At 70.7% G+C, this 19,712-nt stretch carries 18 protein-coding genes and 1 pseudogene; 7 read left to right on the top strand and 12 right to left on the bottom strand.

Annotated elements, in window-relative coordinates; translation table 11 throughout:
• Positions 1 to 29: 29 nt before the first annotated feature.
• From ER13_RS06080 to ER13_RS06055, 6 genes and pseudogenes are all read left to right on the top strand, one after another.
• Complete coding sequence (locus tag ER13_RS06080; RefSeq protein ID WP_035307582.1) at positions 30 to 440, top strand: copper-binding protein; 411 nt, start codon at positions 30 to 32, stop codon at positions 438 to 440.
• Positions 441 to 737: 297 nt separating this feature from the next.
• Positions 738 to 1,055, top strand: coding sequence for a hypothetical protein (locus ER13_RS06075; RefSeq protein WP_135194148.1), 318 nt, complete (start codon positions 738 to 740; stop codon positions 1,053 to 1,055).
• A 36-nt stretch (positions 1,056 to 1,091) separates the two neighbouring features.
• Positions 1,092 to 1,796, top strand: coding sequence for an AraC family transcriptional regulator (locus ER13_RS06070; RefSeq protein ID WP_052004914.1), 705 nt, complete (start codon positions 1,092 to 1,094; stop codon positions 1,794 to 1,796).
• 39 nt (positions 1,797 to 1,835) lie between these two features.
• Entirely contained in the window at positions 1,836 to 2,507 is a 672-nt protein-coding gene (locus tag ER13_RS06065) for a class I SAM-dependent methyltransferase (RefSeq protein ID WP_230307678.1), read from the top strand.
• Between the two features lie 167 nt (positions 2,508 to 2,674).
• Positions 2,675 to 4,705: pseudogene (locus tag ER13_RS06060) on the top strand (NAD(+) synthase); the annotation flags it as partial.
• Positions 4,706 to 4,858: 153 nt separating this feature from the next.
• The gene (locus tag ER13_RS06055; RefSeq protein ID WP_035307575.1) at positions 4,859 to 5,326 is read left to right on the top strand and encodes a DUF411 domain-containing protein; all 468 of its coding nucleotides are present in this window, start codon (positions 4,859 to 4,861) and stop codon (positions 5,324 to 5,326) included.
• Between the two features lie 446 nt (positions 5,327 to 5,772).
• Here the strand turns inward: ER13_RS06055 and ER13_RS06045 are convergent, their stop codons facing one another.
• Positions 5,773 to 7,929 (bottom strand): heavy metal translocating P-type ATPase, encoded by a 2,157-nt coding sequence (locus ER13_RS06045; RefSeq protein ID WP_035307572.1) that lies wholly within the window; start codon positions 7,927 to 7,929, stop codon positions 5,773 to 5,775.
• A 66-nt stretch (positions 7,930 to 7,995) separates the two neighbouring features.
• On the opposite strand from ER13_RS06045, the gene ER13_RS06040 reads away from it, so the two are divergent.
• Entirely contained in the window at positions 7,996 to 8,634 is a 639-nt protein-coding gene (locus ER13_RS06040) for a Fur family transcriptional regulator (RefSeq protein WP_231492484.1), read from the top strand.
• On the opposite strand, the gene ER13_RS06035 is transcribed toward ER13_RS06040, so the two are convergent.
• The 11 genes from ER13_RS06035 to ER13_RS05985 are packed head-to-tail and all read right to left on the bottom strand — an operon-like array spanning position 8,635 to position 19,643.
• Positions 8,635 to 9,816, bottom strand: a complete 1,182-nt coding sequence (locus ER13_RS06035; RefSeq protein WP_035307570.1) for an acyltransferase — start codon at positions 9,814 to 9,816, stop codon at positions 8,635 to 8,637. It lies immediately after the preceding gene.
• Positions 9,817 to 9,875: 59 nt separating this feature from the next.
• On the bottom strand, positions 9,876 to 10,244 hold the full coding sequence (locus ER13_RS06030; protein ID WP_035307568.1) for a hypothetical protein: 369 nt from the start codon (positions 10,242 to 10,244) through the stop codon (positions 9,876 to 9,878).
• Between the two features lie 30 nt (positions 10,245 to 10,274).
• Entirely contained in the window at positions 10,275 to 11,186 is a 912-nt protein-coding gene (locus tag ER13_RS06025; RefSeq protein WP_035307566.1) for a cation diffusion facilitator family transporter, read from the bottom strand.
• Complete coding sequence (locus tag ER13_RS06020) at positions 11,186 to 11,779, bottom strand: cation transporter (protein ID WP_035307564.1); 594 nt, start codon at positions 11,777 to 11,779, stop codon at positions 11,186 to 11,188. The genes ER13_RS06025 and ER13_RS06020 overlap by 1 nt, the downstream gene beginning before the upstream one ends.
• Positions 11,780 to 11,812: 33 nt before the next feature.
• Positions 11,813 to 12,148: a DUF190 domain-containing protein gene (locus tag ER13_RS06015; RefSeq protein ID WP_035307562.1), complete on the bottom strand. Its 336-nt coding sequence runs from the start codon at positions 12,146 to 12,148 to the stop codon at positions 11,813 to 11,815.
• A gap of 49 nt (positions 12,149 to 12,197) precedes the next feature.
• Complete coding sequence (locus ER13_RS06010) at positions 12,198 to 15,443, bottom strand: efflux RND transporter permease subunit (RefSeq protein WP_155988116.1); 3,246 nt, start codon at positions 15,441 to 15,443, stop codon at positions 12,198 to 12,200.
• 3 nt (positions 15,444 to 15,446) lie between these two features.
• Positions 15,447 to 16,610: an efflux RND transporter periplasmic adaptor subunit gene (locus tag ER13_RS06005; RefSeq protein WP_035307560.1), complete on the bottom strand. Its 1,164-nt coding sequence runs from the start codon at positions 16,608 to 16,610 to the stop codon at positions 15,447 to 15,449.
• Positions 16,607 to 17,866 carry a TolC family protein gene (locus tag ER13_RS06000; RefSeq protein WP_035307558.1) on the bottom strand — a complete coding sequence of 420 codons (1,260 nt, stop codon included), beginning with the start codon at positions 17,864 to 17,866 and terminating at the stop codon, positions 16,607 to 16,609. The genes ER13_RS06005 and ER13_RS06000 overlap by 4 nt, the downstream gene beginning before the upstream one ends.
• Positions 17,867 to 17,920: 54 nt before the next feature.
• Positions 17,921 to 18,304, bottom strand: a complete 384-nt coding sequence (locus tag ER13_RS05995) for a hypothetical protein (RefSeq protein ID WP_155988115.1) — start codon at positions 18,302 to 18,304, stop codon at positions 17,921 to 17,923.
• A gap of 26 nt (positions 18,305 to 18,330) precedes the next feature.
• On the bottom strand, positions 18,331 to 18,996 hold the full coding sequence (locus ER13_RS05990; protein WP_035307554.1) for a class I SAM-dependent methyltransferase: 666 nt from the start codon (positions 18,994 to 18,996) through the stop codon (positions 18,331 to 18,333).
• Positions 18,993 to 19,643 carry a cation transporter gene (locus ER13_RS05985; protein ID WP_035307553.1) on the bottom strand — a complete coding sequence of 217 codons (651 nt, stop codon included), beginning with the start codon at positions 19,641 to 19,643 and terminating at the stop codon, positions 18,993 to 18,995. Before ER13_RS05985 ends, ER13_RS05990 begins: the two co-directional genes overlap by 4 nt.
• Positions 19,644 to 19,712 lie beyond the last annotated feature (69 nt).

Below are 19,712 nucleotides of genomic sequence, written 5' to 3'. Positions count from 1 at the left end.
ACCCAAACCCCCACCCAAGGAGCTACCCTATGAAAAACCTGTTCGTGAAGTCGGCCAGGCTCGCCCTCGGCCTGAGCCTGTCAGCCGGGGCGGTCATTGCCCTGGCGGCCTGCAGTCAGCAGCCGGCGACGGAGACGGAAACCCCAGCCGCCACCGGTTCCGCCGTTGCCCCCGCGGCGCCGGCGGAGATGGACGCCATGTCGTCGGCGGCCGGAGAGGAGTCCGCGACCGCGCGCGGGGTGATTTCGGCCATCGACGCGGAGGGCGGCAAGATCACGATCGAGCACGAGCCGATCGCCAGTCTGGAATGGCCCGCGATGACCATGGGCTTCGCGGCGTCACCCGCCCTGATTGACCAGGCGAAGGTCGGCGACCGGGTCGAGTTTGATCTGGTCGTTACAGGCAGCGCGGGCGAAGTGAAGGCGATTCGGCCGCAGTAATCCCCTGCTGCCGGACTGTCGTCGCACGGGGCGGCGGCGTCCGGGTTGACGACGCGGCGGGGAACCTTTGGCTTCTCCGCCGCGTCGAGCCTTTATGGGTTCAGCAGACGGCTTCAAAGCGGCGTGAAGATGGACAGTGCCGACTGTCCGAGTTGTTTCGGTCCGAACCCGAATGGGCTTCGAGGCGGCGCTCGGCGCGGGGATGTCGTGCGAACAAGCCGAACCGTGGACTGAGGGACCGCAGCGTTGGAACTCGCCTTGGAGTACCCGAGTTCGATCTTGAAGGAGGTGGGTGACATGAGCGACATGAACGGAATGCCCTCAAGGTCGGGCGAGGCACGCCTGTCGTGCCTGCTGAGGTCCATCGATCTGACTCCTCAACGACGGGCGCCCGCGTCGGATCTTCTTGGGCGGTCCCGCCGGGGCTCGGTGGCCGCCGCCCTGCTGCTGGTGCTCCTGGTGGTCGCCGTCGTGAGCTGGCGAATCGGTCCCGCCGGCGTGGCGTCCGGGGCGCGGGAAGAGCGCCTCGAGGACGACGCCGACGAGCCCGCGCGATCCGACCGCCGCGACGAGCGAGATCGCCGCGGCCGATCCGGGGGCCGGGACCGTGACTGACCCCATCCGGCGTCGTTTCCCGCCTGTGGCGCGCCGGTGAGCCCTGACGGCGCCTGGCGCGGGGGTCTGCAGATCGGCCCGGGCTGGGCGCGGTGGCGCGGCGCGGTCGGCGACAACGCGCTTCACCGGCACCTCGCGGCGCAGGCGGTGTTCGCCGACCGGCCGATCGCCGTCGAGACTGCGGGCGGCCGCGTCCTTCGCGCCACGGCGTTTCTCGTCGATCCGCTCGTGGGCCATCGGCTCGGCGCCGCGGCGCAGGCCGAGATCCTGTTTTTCGAGCCGGGAAGTCTGGGCGTGGAGGCGCGCGCGGCGCTTCGGGCCGTGCTCGTCCGCGCGTCCAGCGCCCACGTGCTGGCGGCCGAGGGCCGTCGGCGGTTCTGGTCGGACCAGGCGGGCGGAGCCGGAGGCGAGCCGGCCGCGCCCGCGGTGTCCTGGATGGCCGGCGTCCTGACGTTCATCGACGCCGCGCTCTCGGAAGGCCCCGTGCGGCTCGATGCGGCTGCGGGCCGCGCGGGTTTGTCGGCCGACCGGTTCCGTCACGTCTTCGCCGAAGCGCAAGGCTTGTCGTTCAAGCGGTTCGTCCTCTGGCGGCGGCTGCAGCTTGCGGCGACACTGCTGGCGGGCGGGGTCGACGTGACCACCGCCGCCCATGAGGCCGGCTTCTCCGACGGCGCGCACCTCGCGCGGACGATGAAGGCGATGTTCGGGGTGCAGCCGCGGCGCCTGGTCCCCTCCGGCTGAGCAGCCGCTTCGTTCAAGCGGCGAGCCCGAATCCAGGCGATGCTCGTCGCCATGAACCAGGACAGAGACTTCGTCCCCGCGCTCGGTCGCCACGAGCTCACCGGCGCCTACGACAGGGTGCTGGCCGTCATGACCCGGGAGCGTCGCTGGCGGTGCGCCCTGCTGTCGGAAGCCGATCCGCAGCCTGGCGAGACAATCCTCGACGTCGGCTGCGGCACCGGGACCTTCGCGATCCAGCTCAAGACGGCGTCGCCGGGATCGCGCCTCATCGGCGTCGATCCCGACAAGGCGGTGCTGGAGATCGCGCGCGACAAGGCTCGCCGGGCCGGGGTCCACGTGGAATGGCGAGCCGGCTACGGGGACGCGCTGACCGCGATCCTGCCGGGCGCGGCCGCGGACAAGGTGGTCTCGAGCCTGGTGCTGCATCAATGCCCGATGCCCGTGAAGCGGGCGATCCTCGCCGCCTGCCTGGGCGCGCTTCGACCCGGCGGCCGGCTGCATATGGCCGACGCCGGCCGCCAGGCGAATCCCTTGATGCGCCTGCTCTTCCGGCAGGTTCAGATGCTGGACGGCTTCGAGCACACCGAGCCCAATGCGCTCGGCGTGCTCCCGGACCTCATGCGCGAAGCCGGCTTCGAGGCCGTGAGCGAGACGCGGCGGATTCCCACCCCGACCGGGTCGATCTCCCTCTACGCGGCCGTGCGGCCGTAGGCCGCCGTCGGGGGCGCCGCGACGCCCTCGACAGCGAGCTCCGCCTGCCCGCGATGACGGCGGGCCCGAGCTCGGGCGGCCGCGGCGCGCGACGGAGGGCGCAACTTGCCGGGCGCCGGGCCGCTCCTGTACCGGTCGACGCCAAAGGAGGCCGAGCGCATGAACTCTATTCCAACCGGGCGCAGGGGTTCGTGCGTGTGGCGGTTTGCACGCCGCGCATCGCCGTGGCCGATCCGGCGGCCAACCTCCTCGAGACCCTGAAACTGGCGCGGGAGGGACACGCCCGCGGCGCCGACCTCATGCTGTTTCCGGAGCTGGGCCTGTCCGCCTATGCGATCGACGACCTCCTGCTCCAGGACGCCCTCCTTCAGGCGGTGAACGCCGCGCTCGCCGAGCTCGTGCAGGCGAGCCGGGACCTGCACCCGGTGCTGGTGGTGGGAGCGCCCCTCGTCCGCAACGGACGGCTCTACAATTGCGCCGTCGCCCTCGCCCGGGGCCGCGTCCTGGGGGTCGTGCCCAAGAGCTTCCTTCCGAACTATCGGGAGTATTACGAGAACCGCTGGTTCGCCCCCGGCGCCGGCGTGCGCGGCCTGGACATCGCCGTCGCCGGGCAGAGGGCGCCGTTCGGGACCGACCTGATCATCGAGGCCAGCGACGTCCCGGACTTCGTCTTCCACATGGAGCTCTGCGAGGACTTCTGGGCCGCCACCCCGCCCTCGACCCTGGCGGCGCTGGCGGGAGCCACCCTGCTCTGCAACCTGTCGGCGTCCAACATCGTGGTCGGCAAGGCCGACGAGCGCGCGCTGCTCTGCGCCTCGCAGTCGATGCGATGCCAGGCCGCCTATCTCTACGCCGCGGCCGGGCCCGGCGAGAGCACCACCGACCTGGCCTGGGACGGGCAGGCGACCATCCACGAGCTCGGCCGTCTGCTGGCCGCGACCCGCCGCTTCCCGGACGTCGCCCAGATGGCCGTGGCGGACGTGGACGTCGAACGCATGCGCCTCGAGCGGCTGCGGACGCCCACCTTCAACAACGCCGCCGCCGCCGCCGGCCACCCCGAGCACGCTTTCCGGCGGATCGCCTTCGAGCATGCGGCGGAGCACGTCGATATCGGGCTGCTGCGGCCGCACGACCGGTTTCCGTTCGTGCCGGACGATCCGGCCCGGCTGGACCAGGATTGCTATGAAGCCTTCAACATCCAGGTGCAGGGCCTCGCCAAGCGCCTCGACGCGGCGGGCGTCAGGCGCGTCGTGGTCGGCGTCTCCGGCGGCCTCGACTCCACCCACGCCCTGATGGTCGCGGCGAAGGCCTTCGACGCCCTGGGCCGTCCGCGCACGGACATCCTGGGCTTCACCATGCCCGGCTTCGCCACCAGCGAGGGCACCAAGCGCAACGCCTGGGCCCTGATGCGAAGCCTCGGGGTGACGGGCGAAGAGATCGACATCCGGCCCGCGGCGCGGACGATGCTGGAGGCGATCGGCCACCCGTTCGCCCGCGGCGAACCGGTCTACGACGTCACCTTCGAAAACGTCCAGGCCGGGCTGAGGAGCGACTTCCTGTTCCGGCTCGCCAACCAGCGCGAGGGCCTGGTGCTCGGCACAGGCAACCTGTCCGAGTCGGCGCTGGGCTGGCAGACCTACGGCGTCGGCGATCACATGAGCCACTACAACGTCAACGGCTCGGTCCCCAAGACCCTCATCCAGCACCTGATCCGCTGGGTCGCGGCCACCGGGCAGTTGGACGAGGCGGCCTCGGCGACCTTGCTTGGCGTGCTGGGCACGGAGATCTCGCCCGAGCTGGTGCCGCAGGCCGCCGCGGACGCGCTTCAGAGCACGCAGTCCAGGATCGGGCCCTACGAACTGCAGGATTTCAACCTGTTCTACCTGACGCGCTACGGCCTGCGTCCCTCCAAGGTCGCCTTCCTGGCCTGGCACGCTTGGCGGGATCTCGAGGCGGGGGCGTGGCCGGCCCACTTCCCGGCCGCCTCGCGCGCCGCCTATGATCTGCCGACGATCAAGCAATGGCTGGAGGTGTTTGTCACCCGGTTTTTCGCCCTCAGCCAGTTCAAGCGCTCCGCCATGCCGAACGGCCCCAAGGTGATTTCGGGCGGCAACCTTTCGCCGCGCGGCGACTGGCGGGCGCCCTCGGACGCGAGCGCCCGGGTCTGGCTGGACGACCTGAAGCGCAATGTCCCATAGTTCGCCCCGCACGACGCCCCGCCGGTTTTCGGGCCAGGGCGGTCTGCTCGCGTCCTGGGGGCGCCAGGCCTGACGGCGGCCCGCGACATCGTCAGCGTCGTCAACGCCCGGCGATCCGGCTAGGATCGTCGCCTCGCTCGCCAGGATGCCGTCATGCCCGCCTCTTCGCCCTCCCCCTCCCGACGCGCCCTTCTGACGGCGCTGCCGGCCCTCGCCTTCGCCGGCCCGGCCCTCGCCGCGCCGCCGAAGCGGATGACCGCCTACAAGACGCCCTGGTGCGGCTGCTGCGGCGGCTGGATCGCGCACATGCGCCAGGCCGGCTGGACCGTCGAGGTCGTCGAGCGCGAGGATCTGGCTCCGATCCGGGCGCAGCACGGCGTTCCGGACCGGCTGGCCTCGTGTCACACGGCGGTGGTCGGCGCCTACGCCATCGAAGGCCACGTCCCCGCCGGCGATGTCGATCGGCTGCTCAGCGAACGCCCCGCCGCCAGGGCCTTGAGCGCGCCCGGCATGCCGGCGGGCTCGCCGGGCATGGAGGCCGCCGGCCGCGAACCCTATACGACGGTGCTGATCCTCAACGACGGCTCGACCCGCGTGTTCGGCCGACACAACGGCACCTGACCGCCGACCCGCGGCCGGAGGGCGTCAGGCGACCGGTTCACGGCCTGTCGGGTTGGCCCGCCCCAGCCGCTTCCGCCGGGTCGTCGCCGCCATCGGCGCCTCGCGAAAAGTCAGCCTGATGCGGGTGACCGCCGTGCTGGGCGCGATACTCGGCCGGGCTGAGACCCCTGCCCGTCATATGGAGCTTCGGCGGCGTCGCGGGAGCGTCCGGATCAGTCTCGCCGCGGGTCCTCGCGGTGTCGGGGCGCTCGCCATCGACATCCGGTTGATCGCCAGTCTGTTCGCCCATGACACCCTGCGCTCCGCTCCGGCGTCGCTTGCCGTGTCGGGATGCAATCCGCGAGCGGAGGCAGGGTTGCGCGGCGCCGGATAATCCCTGACCTTCGCTGGCCAGGGGCTGACCCGGATCCCTCCCGGCGCGGCCCTTCGAGCCCGGCTCTCTCCCGTCAGGCCTGTCGACGCGGCGTCCAGCGCAGCAGGCGCATGGCGTTGGCCGTGACCAGGACCGTGGCTCCGGTGTCGGCGAGGATGGCGGGCCACAGGCCCGTCACTCCGATCACGGTGGTGACCAGGAAGACGGCCTTCAATCCCAAGGCGATGGTTATGTTTTGCCGGATATTGCCCATCACCCCGCGGGACAGGGCGATCATGTCGGGAATGTCCCTGACCCGGCCGCGCAGGACGGCGGCGTCCGCGGTCTCCAGGGCCACGTCGGTGCCGCCGCCCATGGCGATGCCGACATCCGCCTGGGCCAGGGCCGGGGCGTCGTTGATGCCGTCCCCGACCTTGGCGACCACCAGACCTTCGGCCTGGAGCGCCTTGACGATCACCAGCTTGTCCTGCGGCAGCAGTTCGGCCCGGGGCTCGATGCCCAGCCCGGCGGCGACCGCCTCCGCCGTGCGGCGATTGTCGCCCGTCAGCATGACGGTGCGGATGCCCCGCGCCTTCAGGTCGGCCAGACCCTGGACCGCATCGGGCCGCGCCTCGTCACGCATGGCGAGGAACCCGGCCACCCCGCCTGCGGCGACAAGGACGGACACCGTCTTGCCCTCGGCGTTGAGGGCGGCGATGGCTGCGTCCTGGGCTGGCGAGATCGGCGCGCGCCGGGCCGCGGCCTGCGGCGAGCCGAGGAATATGCGTTCGCCGCCGACCTCGCCTTCGACGCCCTCCCCCGCAATGGCCTGGGTGGCCGACGCCGGCGGCGCCGTGATCTCATCCGCCTCGGCTCGGGCCAGGATGGCGAGGGCCAGCGGATGGCTTGATCCCGTCTCCAGCGCGGCCGCCAGGGTCAGCAGGGCGGAGGCGTCCCGCGTCCCGGCGACGACGTCGGTGACGACGGGCTTGCCGGCGGTCAAGGTCCCCGTCTTGTCGAAGGCGATCGCGGTGATCTTGCCGAGCGTTTCCAGCACGGCCCCGCCCTTCATTAGCAGGCCGCGCCGGGCGCCCGCCGACAGGCCGGCGGCGATGGCGGCCGGCGTGGATATGACCAGGGCGCAGGGGCAGCCGATCAGCAGCACGGCGAGGCCCTTGTAGATCCATTCGCTCCACGTTCCGCCGAACAGCAGCGGCGGCGTGACCGCGACGAGGGCGGCGAACACGAGCACGCCCGGCGTGTAGATTTTCGAGAAGCGGTCGATGAACCGTTCGGTCGGAGATTTCGATTCCTGCGCCTCCTCGACGAGACGCACCACCCGGGCGATGGTGTTGTCCGAGGCCGAGGCCGTCACGCGCACCCGCAGGACGCTGCCGCCGTTGATCGTGCCGGCGAACACAGGATCGCCCACGACCTTGCGTTTGGGCACGCTCTCGCCCGTCACCGGGGCCTCGTCGAGGTCTCCCGCGCCCTCGATGATCTCGCCATCCGCGGGAACGCGGTCTCCGGGCCGGACCAGGATGACCGCGCCCACCGCCACGGTCTCGGCGGCGACTTCCGTGGTCACGCCGTCCACCTCGACGAAGGCGGTCTTGGGCACGAGGGCGGCGAGCCCCTGGATGCTCTTGCGCGCGCGTCCGGCCGCCACCCCTTCCAGCATTTCGCCGACGAGGAACAGCAGGACGACGGCGGCGGCCTCTTCCGCGGCCCCGATGAAGACGGCGCCGACGGCGGCGATGGTCATCAGCATTTCGATGGAGAAGGGCATGCCGTGGCGCGCCGCCGAAAAGGCGCGCGACGCGATCGGAATCAACCCCACGGCCAGGGCGGCGAGGAAGGCGTATCGTTCGAGGGAGGGGAACAGCGTGCCCAGTCCATAGGCGGACAGCAGCGCCAGGCCGCAGAGCGCGGTGAGGCGCGCCTTCCCGGTCCACCACCACGGGGCGCCCCCGGCCCCGGCGGCCGCCGGAGGCGGGCCGGCCGGCGCCGCAACGGATCCGGACGTCGGCGAGGCCGCTTCCCCGCTGTAGCCCAGGTTGCGCAGTTGCTGCAGGACCGCTTCGTCAGCGAGGTCTCCGCCATGCCTGATCTTCAGCACGCCGGTCTGCACCGCCACCGACACGTCCTCGACGCCCGGCAGCCTGCGGATCGCCGTGTCGATCTTGCGGCCGCAGCTGGCGCAATCCATCCCGGTCACCCGGTATCGGCTTTCGAGGGTTTGCGCCGTCATGTCTGTTCCTTGTGATCTCTACAGGGCAAGGCTACCTCCTCCAGCGACTGTAGATGCAAGCTAAAAATGAGCGCGCCGTTCGGTTGGAGTGAAGGGCGCCGTCCGCTGAACCTGGAGGCCGGGCCCAGCCCGTTGATGACCTCGCCTTGTCCGCACGACCGGGAGACCGCGCCGCCGACGGCGGCACAGGTGGAACGCGCTTTGGGCGCAGCCGCCGCCCGCGTGGCCGCCGCTGGGGACAGGCTGACGCGCCCCCGGCGCAGGGTGCTGGAGCTCCTGCTTATCGCGGGCTCTCCGGCCAAGGCCTATGATCTCGTGGCGACGTATCACCAGGATGCCCGCGTCGCGAAGCCTGCGACGGTCTATCGGGCGCTGCAGTTCCTCGAGACCCGAGGACTGGTTCATCGTCTTTCCACCCTCAAATCCTACGTGGCCTGCGATCCCGAGCGGCCCGGCGCGCCGGCCCTTTACCTGCTGTGCGACTGCTGCGGCTCCTGTCGCGAGGTTCCCGCGCCCGACCTGGCTGCGCTGAACGCGGCCGCGACAGCGGCGGGCTACGAGATCGAACGGATCACGCTCGAAGGCCAGGGTCTGTGTTCGGCTTGCCGCCCGCCGCGCCCCGGCGCCGCCCGGGATCCGGTCCTCCAGACGGAGCCGGAGGCGGCCGCGGGGTCCGGGCCCGCAAGCATTGAGCCGCGCCCCTGATCAAGCCCGCGGCGGGTCGATGACGGCCTGGCCCGGGCGCGCGGCCGCGGCGACGCCGGGGCCCGCGGCCAGTTCCATGGCCCGTTCGGTGGCGGCGGCCGACCTTCGGGTCGAGCCCGCCCGTCGGGACGGATTGAGCCAGGTCTGCACCGGCCGGTCGAAGGCGTATCGGAACACCGCCGCCGCCACGAAGGCGCCGATGAAGCCGATCGACCACAGCGCCCAGCGAACCCCGGCTGACAGGGCGTCCTGCCCCAGGGCGTCGAGCAGTCCGAACCAGACGATGCGGCTCACCTCATTGGTCAGGAACATCGCAAACGACATCAGGGCCAGGTGTTCGACCAGGCGCGACCGCCGGAGCACCGGCACGGCGCCGGCGGCCCAGATGATCACGGTCATCAGACCCAGGGACAGCAAGCTGAAGGCGCCGAAGGCCTGCAGCCCCACGAGCGCGACGGCGGCGCCGACGCCGATCGCTCCGGCCCGGCGCGGCGGGACATAGACCCGCGAACCGTAGAAGGCCGCCGCGACCCCGAGCAGGAAGAGCGGCAGGGCGCGCAGGACGCCGTAGCGCATCGGCAGCCGGTAGATCGGATCCCCGAGCCACAGCGTGGCGGCGACGTCGGCGCCGATTACCAGCAACGTCGCGCCGATCACAATGGCGACCGGCGGCCAGCGCCACAGGACGCGGCAGATCCAGGGCAGCAGGAGATAGCAGCCGATCAGGGCCGAGAGCGTCCAGGTCGGGGCGTTCCACCCCTGCCCGCCTGGCACGCCATAGGCCTGGACCAGCAGGACCTGGGCCGGCAGCTGCGACCAGTCGAACCAGCGCGGATTGCTGGGCGCGACCCCCGCCAGGGCGGCGCCGCCGACGATCGCCACGAGAATAAGGCTGACGACGAGGTGGGCCGGAATGACCCGCAACAGGCGCTGGCGCGCATAGGCGCGCAGCGACGCCTGGCCGGCCGCGAGCCGGTCGCCGTAGATGCGGGCCAGGACGTAGCCGGAGTCGATGATGAAGAAGTCGGTGAGCAGATAGCCGCGGTCAAACACCGGATGCAGTTGCGGCAGCGGAACCGGCGAGGCCTCGCGGAAATGGTAGAGGATGATCAGCGCGCCGACGATGAAGCGGAGCGCGTCCAGCCAGCCGCCGCGGGCGATGCGCGGCGGGCGGGGCTTCATCGATGCGTCGTCGCCAAGGACCATGCGCCCACCGTAGCCCGCGAGCGGGCAAGGAAAGGTTAGCGTCCGGCCCAGGGCGGCCCGCCGGGCCAGAGCAGGGCGGCGCCGACCGCCAGGGCGATCGCCAGTCCGGCGGCGGTGAGACGCCGCGGCCAGCCCGGCCGGGCGCTGACAAGACAGGCGGCGCCCAGCAGGCCCAACGTGGCGCCGTAGCCGACGACGAGCGGAAGCCTGAAGACGCTGTACAGCCTGAGCCCGATGAAGAGGGCGCCGCCGACGGCGAGCGTCAGGTTGACGCCGGCGGCGACGAGGTCGAGCACCGGCCGGGGCCGTTCCGGCGGACGGGGGCGCCCGGCGCGGCGTTTGCTGTAGGGCCGTTCGGACCAACCGGGGCTGCGACCGCGGACCGTGAATCTCTTGCCGCCCATGCTCCCCTCCTCAGGCGGACGCCGCCCGGCTCACCGGTGGCCGCCCTCGACGTCGCCGCAGGGCTCGGCCTCGATCTGGACGGTGCTGTGATGGATCGCGAACCGCTCTTCCAGGAGCGCCGCAACGGCGCGGCGCACCGGCTCTGGCGCCGCGCTGTCGTCCAGGACCAGGTGGACGGTGCAGCTCGGCTGGTCCGCGCCGGAGACCCAGACGTGAAGATCGTGAAGGCTGTCGACGCCGTCGATCGCCTCGATGGCGCCGCGCACCTCCGCCATGACCACGCCGCGCGGCGTGCCCTCCAGCAGGATGTGGGTGGTGTCGCGCAGCAGGATCCAGGTGCGCGGCAGGACCCACAGGCCGATGCCGATGGCGACGATCGGATCGACCCAGCGCCAGTCGGTCAGGGTGATGACGATGGCCGCGACGATGACGCCGAGCGAGCCGAGCATGTCGGCCCAGACCTCCAGATAGGCCCCCTTGATGTTCAGGCTCTTGTCCTTGCCCGCCGCCAGGACCCGCATGGCGATCAGGTTCACCACCAGGCCGACCGAGGCCACAGCCAGCATGCCGATCGAGCCGACCGGCTCCGGGTCGAAGATCCGCTTGATGCCCTCGTAGAGGACGTAGCCCGCCACGAGGAACAGCAGCACCGCGTTGAACGCGGCCGCCAGAATCTCGAAGCGCCGGTAGCCAAAGGTCCGCTTGTCGTCCGCCGCCCGCTGCCCGATCTTGATGGCCAGCAGGGCGATGGCGAGCGCGGCCGCGTCGGTGAACATGTGCGCGGCGTCGGACAGCAGGGCGAGGCTGTTGAAGTAGAGGCCGCCGGCGATCTCGGCGACGAGGAAGGTCCCGGTCAGGCCCAGGGCGATGGTCAGCTGACGCGAATTGGCGCCCGCCGTGTGGTCGTGTTTGTCGCCGTCCTTGTGATCGTGACCCGCCATCAGGGTGTCGCCTCTTCCCGGGTTTCTTTCGCGTCCTTCAGGATTTCCAGCCCGCCCTTGACGGCCATGAGCGCCACGAGAGCGCCGACCACCAGATCGGGCCAGGACCGTCCCAGCCACATCACCAGGCCGCCGGCGACCAGGATGCCGCCGTTGGAAATGAAGTCGTTGAAGCTGAAGGTCTCCGCCGCCCGCATGTTCACATCGTCGGTCCTGACCCGCTTCAGGAGCAGCAGGCACCACAGGTTCACCCCCGCGGCCACCACGGCCATGACCATCATGGTCGGTCCGAGCGGCTCGGCCCCGGTCAGCCATCGCCGGGCGACATCGGCGATCACCCCGGCGGCGAAGACCAGGAGCAGCACCCCCGACACCCGCGCGGCCCGCGTCTTCCAGGCGGGCGAGCGTCCGACCGCGAGAAAGCTGATCAGATAGACCGCGCTGTCCGAGGCGTTGTCCACGGCGTTGGCCAGAAGCGCGCTCGAATCGGCCAGCCAGCCCGCGACGCCGAGCCCCACGAACAGGGCCGCGTTCAATCCCAGAACGAGGAGCAGAATCTGTTTCTGGCGGCTTTCATCGGTCTTCACGCTCATGGCCTTCTCCTCTCTTCGTGCCTGTTCCAGCGTCTAGGCAGGGTCCGGCGTTGCATTTGGCCAGCGCAGGACTTCGACCGCCTCGAGCGTGATCGGCCCCAGATGTTCCAGATCGGTCAGGGTCTGGACGAAGGCGCGAAGCTTTGACTCCTCGTCCAGCATTTCGACGATCAGGGACTGGTCGTCGTCCAGCAGGTGCCGGCGATGGGTGTGCGGCGTGTGGCCGAACCCGACCAGAGCCCGCAGGACGGTCACGCCGGCGACGCCGGCTTCGCGCGCGCGGTCGGCCACGATCTCGAAGACCTTGCGGTCCCCGAAATAGGCGGCTTCGTCGGTGTAGATGCGCATCAGTTTGATGGGATCGGGCATGGTCGCCTCCTGAAAGGGCGTCCCCGCCGCCGGGCGGCGGGGACCGTGACTATTCCGCCGGGACCGGCTCCGCCGCCGGCGTGTCGAGTGGTTTGGGACGCCGACCCTCGGTCAGGCCGAGCACCAGCCGGCTCATCGCTGGCAGGACCAGCAGCGTCAGCAGGGTCGCCGTGATCAGGCCGCCGATGACGACCATGGCCAGGGGTTTCTGGACCTCGGCACCCGTCCCGTGGGCCAAAGCCATGGGCACAAAGCCGATGGCCGGGACCAGGCCGGTCATGATGACCGGGCGGACCCGTTCCATGCAGCCCTCGATGATGGAGCGGGAGAGCTCCATTCCTGCGTCGAGCCGCTGCCGGATGGACGACATGACCACCAGGCCGTTCAGCACGGCCACGCCGGCCAGGCAGATGAAGCCCACGGCAGCCGATACCGAGAAGGAGATGCCGGTCAGCGCGAGGGCGAAGACCCCGCCGGCGAGGCCCAGCGGCACGGTCAGGAAGACCGCCACCGCCCGTCCGAACGTCCCCACGGCGAGGAACAGCACCGCGAAAATGGCCAGGAAACAGATCGGCACCACCAGCGACAGCCGATCCGAAGCCGCCTTGAGGTTCTGGAACTGGCCGCCCCACTCAATCCACGAGCCCGCAGGCAAGGGAACAGCTTCCACCTTGGGCGTGGCTTCGGTGACGAACGAGCCGACGTCGCGGCCGCGGACGTTGGCCTGCACCACGACGCGGCGCTTGCCGTTCTCGCGGCTGATCTGATTCAGCCCTTCCGCGAAACGGAACGAGGCCACCTGGCGCAGCGGCACGGAGGCCCGGGTGCGGCCCTCCGCCTCGGGCAGCATCACGGGGATGGCGCCGATGGCGTCGAGGTCGGGGCGGCTGGCGTTGGGCAAGCGCACCACCACGTCGAAGCGGCGATCGCCCTCGAACAGCTGTCCCGCCTCGCGCCCGCCCATGGCGGCGGCGACCGTATCGGCCACCTCCTCCACGCTCAGGCCGAAGCGGGCGATGGCGGCCCGATCGAAGGTGACGTCCAGAGACGGCGCGCCATCCGTCTGTTCGACCTTTACGTCGGCCGCCCCCGGCGTGGCGTTGAGCTGGGCCGCGATCCGGTTGGCCGTGGCCGTCAGCTTGTCGAGGTCGTCGCCATAGATCTTGACGGCCACGTCGCCGCGCACGCCGGCGATCAGTTCGTTGAAGCGCAGCTCGATCGGCTGGCTGAGCTCATAGGCTTGACCGAGTTGGGCGTTGGCCGCGGCCTCGACCCGTTCGATCACGTCTTCCTTGGTGTCCACCCCGTCCGGCCACTGGTCCTGCGGCTTGAGGATGATGAAGCCGTCCGAGATGTTGGGCGGCATGGGGTCGGTAGCCACCTCGGCCGTGCCGGTCTTGGAGAACATCAGCGCGACTTCGGGCAGTCGAGTGACGGCCCTCTCAACCCCCACCTGCATGCGCAGGGATTGCTCTACCGCCGTCGACGGTACGCGCTGCGAAGCCAGCGCAAGGTTGCGCTCATCCAGGGTCGGGATGAACTCCTGGCCGAGCATGGTGAAGATCACCCCGGCCACGGCGAACAGGGCCAGACCGCCGCCCACGAAGGGCCACGGCCGGGCCACGGCCTGACGCAGCACCGGCTCGTATTTCGCCTTGATCCAGCGGATGACGAAGACGTCCTTCTCGGAGACCTTGTTGCGCATCACTAGGGCGACCATGGCCGGAATGAAGGTGATGGACAGGATGAAGGCCGCGACCAGGGCGAGCATCAGGGTGATGGCCATGGGCGAGAAGGTCTTGCCCTCGACGCCCTGGAAGGTCAGCAGCGGCGCGAAGACCAGCAGGATGATGGCCTGGCCGTAGACGGTCGGCTTGATCATCTCCTGGGTGGCGATGGTGGTCTCCTCGAGCCGCTCGCGCAGGGTCAGAAGACGCCCTTCATGGTGCTGGCGCTCGGAAAGACGTCTCAGGCAGTTTTCGATGATGATCACCGAGCCGTCGACGATCAGACCGAAATCGAGGGCGCCGAGGCTCATCAGGTTGCCGGACACTCCCATGAAATTCATGCCGATGGCGGTCATGAAGAAGGAAATCGGGATGATCGCCACCGCGATCAGGGCGGCGCGGACGTTGCCGAGCAGCAGGAACAGGGCGATGGCGACCAGGATGGCGCCCTCGATCAGGTTGCGTTGCACGGTCGAGATGGTGGCGTTGACGAGTTTGGACCGGTCGAGGACGGGTGTGACCTTGATCCCCGGCGGCAGAGACCGGACGGTCGTCTCAAGCTGTTCCCCCACTGCACGGGCGACCGTGCGGCTGTTCTCGCCGATCAGCATCAGGGTGGTGCCGATGACGACCTCGTGGCCGTTCATCGTCGCCGCGCCGGTGCGCAGATCACCGCCGAGACGGACGGTCGCGACATCGCGAACGGCGACGGGCACGCCGCCGCGCGTGGCGACGATGGCCTCCTCGATCTGGCTCAGGCTGCGGATGCGGGCGTCGGCCCGCACCAGATAGGCCTCGCCGCCGCGCTCGACGAAGTTGGCGCCGATCGACAGGTTCGCGGCCTCGAGGCCCTCGGCCAGTTCACTGAACGAGACGCCGTACTGAGCCAGACGGGTGGGATCCGGCTCGACGACGTACTGCTTCTCGAAGCCCCCGATGGTGTCCACGCCGGCGACGCCGTTCACGGTCCGCAGCTGCGGCGCGATGATCCAGTCCTGGACGGTCCGGAGATAGGCCGCCCGGGAGATGTCGTCGGTCAGACGATCGCCCTCGGGCGTAAGGAAGGACCCGTCGGACTGCCACCCCGGCTGGCCGTTGCGGACTGTCGCTCCGCGGCCGCCGGGATTGGCGTAGTCGATCGCGTACATGAAGACCTCGCCCAGGCCCGTGGTGACGGGCCCGATCTGGGGTTGGACGCCCTCGGGAAGGCTCTCCTGGGCCTGGACGAGGCGCTCGCTGACCTGCTGGCGCGCGAAATAGAGGTCGACGTTCTCCTCGAAGATCACCGTGACCTGCGAGAAGCCGTTGCGGGACAGCGACCGGGTCGAGTGCAGACCGGGAATGCCGGCCATGGCCGTCTCGACCGGGAAGGTGACGCGCTTCTCGATCTCCACCGGAGACAGTGAAGGGTCCTGGGTGTTGATCTGCACCTGGTTGTTGGTGATGTCGGGGACGGCGTCGATCGGCAGCTGCGTGAGCTGCCAGGCGCCGTAGGTGGAGACGATCAGCACCAGCGCGATGATCATCCATCGCGCCCGCACCGACAGGGCCATGAGGTTGGCGATCATGATCTATTCTTCCTCGCCCGAACCCTTGCCCAACTCCGCCTTCAGCAGGAAGGCGTTGCGGGTGGCGACGACCTGGCCCGCGGTCAGGCCGGCGGTGATCTGGGCCCGGCCGGCGCTGCGCTGGCCGACGCTGACCGACGTGGCGGCGAAGCCCTCTGCGGTTCTGACGAACACCACGTCGCGGCCCTCGACGGTCTGAATGGCTTCCTCGGGGACGGAGACGCCGCCGGTGGTTCCCGCATCCCGCGTGTAGATCCTCACCGCGATCGCCTGGCCGGGACGCAGGCCTCCGACCCCGGCGACGTTGAGCAGCACGGTGGCGGCGCGGCTTTCCGCGTTCACCCCCGGCGTGATCGATCGGACCGTCGCCTGCACCTCGCCCTCGGGCAGGGTGATGCTGGCCCGGTCGCCCGGCGCGATCCGGCCGGCGTCGTCGGCGGAGACCGAGGCCTGGATCTCGATCTGGCTGGCGTTGGCGACGTGGAACAGTTCGGTCCCGGCCGTCACGAAGGCGCCGAGCGTGGCGTTCGCTTCCGTAACCCGGCCATTGATCGGGCTGACGACGCCCGTGCTGCGTCCGTCGCCCGAGACCCGGGCGGCGGCGGCGGCGGACGACGTCCGGCGAGCTTCCGCCTCGGCCTCGGCCAGGACGGTCTGGGCCGCCTCGAGTTCCTGCCGCGCGGTGATCTGGGCGTCGAACAGCCGTTGCTCGCGGGCGAGCGCCTGCCGGGCGGCGGTCAGCCGGGCCTGGGCGGCCGAGCGCTCGGCCGCGATGGTCGAGGCCTCGCGGCTTTCGATCAGGGCCACGATCTGGCCGGCGCGAACGCTGTCGCCCAGCCTCAGGGAGACTCGAGTGATCACGCCGTCGGCGCGGGCCGCGAGCACCGCCTCGCCCTGGGGCGTGCCCACGACCGTGCCTTGGGCGACGATCTCGGCGCTCAGCGAGCCGCTGCCGACGGGCGCGAGGACGATGCCGGCCGCCTGGATGCGGGCGGCGTCCATCTCCAGGGCTTCCCCCGCGCCGTGCTCTTCTTCCGCTTCTGCGGCGGCTTCCGGCGCGGCGTCGGGACCGCGCGTCATGGTCCAGACGGCGAAACCGCCGCCGAGGACGATCACGGCCGCCGCCGCGCCGCCGAGCAGGCGTTGCTGGTTGGTGAGTCTCTTCATCGGGCGGATCCTTCGGTTTCGGTAGCGCGGGTCAGGGCGGCGACGGCTTGCGCCCGCTCCAGCTCGGCGGTGATCATGTCGGCCTGGACGGTGTTGAGCGCCTCTTCGGCGTCGAGCACGTCCAGCAGGGTGAAGCGGCCGGCCGAGAAGCCTTCGCGGGCGATGCGCACCGCTTCGATAGCCTCGGGTTCGGCCTGGTTCTCGAGGAAGGCGAGTTGGGACTCGGCGGTGCGAAGCGCGGCCTGGGCATCGCGCGTCCGCCGGATGGCGCCCGCCAGGGCCGCGTTACGGCGAGCCTCGGCTCCGGTCCGCTCCGCGTTGGCGGCGGCGATATTGCCCTGGTTGCGGTCGAACAGACCGATCGGCATGGAGGCGCCGAAGACCAGGGCGGTGTCGTCCGTGCCCCGGAATTGGCGTGCCCCGACGCTGACGGTCACGTCGGGGCGCGACAGGGTCCGTTCCCGCTCGACGACGGCGACAGAGGTGGCCACCTCCGCCTCGGCGAGACGCACGTCCAGCGCTGTGGCCGGGTCGATGATCGCAGCCGGCGCCGGGAAGGCGTCGGGAGCGGTCGGTTCGGGCAGGTCTTCGCCGCCGCCCCACAGGGCGGCGAGCGCGCGCTGGGCTTCGGCGTATTCGGCCTCGGCGGCCCGAACCCGGCCGACCGCCTCCAGGGCGGCCGTGCGCGCCCGCAGGGCCCGAAGCGGCGGCTCGCGGCCGGCGTCCACGAGCTCGGTGGCGATGGTCTGCAGGTTGTCGGCGCGGAGGAACTGGTCGCGGGCCAGTTCGACCCGGCGGCTGTCGGCCCAAGCCTCGGCGTAGGCGTCGCGCACCTCCTGTTCCAGATCGGCGCGGGCCACGGCCAGGCGCAGCCGGGCGGCGTCCACCTCGGCCTGGGCGGCGCGCTCGCGCGCGGACCGCTTGCCGCCGAGCTCGAACCGCTGTTCGACGCTCAGGGTGCTTTCCGCGTCATCGACGCCGGAGAAGCCGCCGGTGCCGGCGAAATTCTCGACCTCCAGGCCGAGCTCGGGATTGGGTCGGAAACCGGCCTGCTGCGCGCGGCCGACGGCGGCCGCGACATCCGCTTCGGCGGCCGCCAGGGCGGGCGAGGAGGTCGCGGCGCGAGCCAGCGCCTCGGCCAGGGTGACGGGTTCGGCGATGGCTGACCCTGGGGCCAGAATGGCCAGGATCGCCGCCAGGGCGATCGCGGCTCCGCCCGCCGCAGGATGCGGCAGCCGGCGTTCAAGGGATGGCATAGGTCCTGTTTCCCGGATGGTTGACGTGAAGGCGCGCGATCGCGCGCAGTCCCGTCAGCCTCTGGGCGGGCGTTCCGGTCCGGCGGGCATGCGGGACGGCAAGCCGTCCGCGATCAGAAGGGCGTTCAGATCCGCCCCGGCATGGCTCACGACCGGCTCAAGCGCCGTCTCGGCCACGGCGACGCCGCTTTGATGACAATGGCCGTGCGAACAGATGGCGTGGTTGTCCGGATTGCCGCCGCCGTCGCCCCGATCCACGGGACTGTCGACGAGCGCGCTGGAGGCGGGGGATGTCGTCGCTTCGGGGCCGCAGGTCGCAGCGTCGACGACGGAGACCAGGACGAACAGGGACAGGAACGCCGCGAGCAGCGCCGTCACCAGTCCATGCCTGACCGAGGAGAATCCCATGCCGTCCCATACCACGCGGCGCCGCGACATCAATCGTCTCATCGTCGCACCGCCGCTCAGGCGGCGACCGGAGGCGCACGCTCGGCGCGAAAGAAGGCGATCGAGCCGGTCATGGTGGCCAGCGCGGTGTTCTCGGCGACATTGATGAATCCGGCCTCGGAGATCAGATCGGGAAGGACGCCGTCGGCGTTCGGCTGGGTGTTCTCGTAGCCGTCCAGCGACTGGACGATGCGGAACAGCGTACGCATCACTCCCGTCTGATGCCCGTAGTCGGCGATGTGGAGTGCGCCTCCAGGCTTGAGGGCCCGAAGGTTGGCCGCCAGCCCGAGGCGCTTCTCCGCCATCGGCAGCTGATGGAAGACCAGGCTGGACACGACCTTGTCGGCGACGCCGTCGCCCAGCAGCGCGGCCGCGTCGCGCGCGAAGCCCTGCACGAAGCGGACCGGCTGGCCGGCGGCGGCGGCCTTGGCCTTCGCCCTTCCGAGGATGTCGCCGTCGGGATCCAGGCCGATGACGCGCGCGCCCGGCGCCCGCTGCGCCAAGCTCACGGCGAAGGAGCCGGTCCCGCAGCCGAGGTCGACGATCGTCTCGCCGGTCGCCGGGGCGACCTGGTCGAGCAGCCTCGCCCGCCACACCCGTTCGCGTGTCAGCAAGGCGATGGCGGGGTCGTAGAAGCCGCTCAGCCAGGCGTGGCCGAGCGCGGGGGTGAAGCTCTCCGTCACGCCGCGACCTTGCGCTCTTCACGGGACTGGCGAATGATCGACCAGCCGGATTGCAGAAACACGACGGCCAGGATGGCTCCGGCGATCAGGTCCGGCCAGCGTGACGCGGTGACCCAGACGGCGAGGCCCGTGCCGGCGACCACCAGGCTCTGGATCAGGTCGTTGCGCGTGCACAGCCAGACCGAACGGACATTGGCGTCACCCTCCCGGTGGCGGACCAGCAGAAGGGCGGCCAGGGCGTTGGCGAAGAAACCCAGAGCGCCTAGTCCGGTGATGATGAAGCCCTCCGGCGCCGCTCCGGTCGTGGCGCGCCAGATCGCATAGCCCAGGATGAACAAGGCCAGCGCCGCGAGGCTGGCGCCCTTGATCATGGCTGCGCCGGACCGCACGGCGACCGAACGGCCGATCACGGCCAGGCTGATGCCGTAGGTGGCGGCGTCGGCCAGGAAGTCGAGGGCGTTGGCGCCCAGGGAGGCCGAGCCCTGCAAGGCCGCGCCGCCGGCAATGGCCAGGAAGGCGGCGCCGTTGATGGCGATCACCGCCATCAGGATGCGCCGATAGGCCGGAATGGCGCCGTCAAACTTGACGGCCGCGCCGCAACCACAGCCGGACGAGGCCGGATCACAGGACGGGAGGGATTCAGTCATCGGGTCACCTTTCGATGGAAGCATGCATCCTCCAGTCGCTTGAGGATCAAGCCGAAAATGAATGCTTGG

Source organism: Brevundimonas sp. EAKA (assembly GCF_000698025.1).
Classification (GTDB): Bacteria; Pseudomonadota; Alphaproteobacteria; order Caulobacterales; family Caulobacteraceae; genus Brevundimonas; species Brevundimonas mediterranea_A.
The sequence above is the reverse complement of the archived record's forward strand: the minus strand, read 5'-3'. Positions and strand labels throughout refer to the sequence as shown.

Excerpts from the sequence above, each read along its gene's own strand:
- ER13_RS06080 (WP_035307582.1), top strand. The coding sequence starts at position 30 with ATGAAAAACCTGTTCGTGAAGTCGGCCAGGCTCGCCCTCGGCCTGAGC.
- ER13_RS06075 (WP_135194148.1), top strand. The coding sequence starts at position 738 with ATGAGCGACATGAACGGAATGCCCTCAAGGTCGGGCGAGGCACGCCTG.
- ER13_RS06065 (WP_230307678.1), top strand. The coding sequence starts at position 1,836 with ATGCTCGTCGCCATGAACCAGGACAGAGACTTCGTCCCCGCGCTCGGT.
- ER13_RS06055 (WP_035307575.1), top strand. The coding sequence starts at position 4,859 with ATGCCCGCCTCTTCGCCCTCCCCCTCCCGACGCGCCCTTCTGACGGCG.
- ER13_RS06045 (WP_035307572.1), bottom strand. The coding sequence starts at position 7,929 with ATGACGGCGCAAACCCTCGAAAGCCGATACCGGGTGACCGGGATGGAT.
- ER13_RS06040 (WP_231492484.1), top strand. The coding sequence starts at position 7,996 with ATGAGCGCGCCGTTCGGTTGGAGTGAAGGGCGCCGTCCGCTGAACCTG.
- ER13_RS06035 (WP_035307570.1), bottom strand. The coding sequence starts at position 9,816 with ATGAAGCCCCGCCCGCCGCGCATCGCCCGCGGCGGCTGGCTGGACGCG.
- ER13_RS06030 (WP_035307568.1), bottom strand. The coding sequence starts at position 10,244 with ATGGGCGGCAAGAGATTCACGGTCCGCGGTCGCAGCCCCGGTTGGTCC.
- ER13_RS06025 (WP_035307566.1), bottom strand. The coding sequence starts at position 11,186 with ATGGCGGGTCACGATCACAAGGACGGCGACAAACACGACCACACGGCG.
- ER13_RS06020 (WP_035307564.1), bottom strand. The coding sequence starts at position 11,779 with ATGAGCGTGAAGACCGATGAAAGCCGCCAGAAACAGATTCTGCTCCTC.
- ER13_RS06015 (WP_035307562.1), bottom strand. The coding sequence starts at position 12,148 with ATGCCCGATCCCATCAAACTGATGCGCATCTACACCGACGAAGCCGCC.
- ER13_RS06010 (WP_155988116.1), bottom strand. The coding sequence starts at position 15,443 with ATGATCGCCAACCTCATGGCCCTGTCGGTGCGGGCGCGATGGATGATC.
- ER13_RS06005 (WP_035307560.1), bottom strand. The coding sequence starts at position 16,610 with ATGAAGAGACTCACCAACCAGCAACGCCTGCTCGGCGGCGCGGCGGCG.
- ER13_RS06000 (WP_035307558.1), bottom strand. The coding sequence starts at position 17,866 with ATGCCATCCCTTGAACGCCGGCTGCCGCATCCTGCGGCGGGCGGAGCC.
- ER13_RS05995 (WP_155988115.1), bottom strand. The coding sequence starts at position 18,304 with ATGTCGCGGCGCCGCGTGGTATGGGACGGCATGGGATTCTCCTCGGTC.
- ER13_RS05985 (WP_035307553.1), bottom strand. The coding sequence starts at position 19,643 with ATGACTGAATCCCTCCCGTCCTGTGATCCGGCCTCGTCCGGCTGTGGT.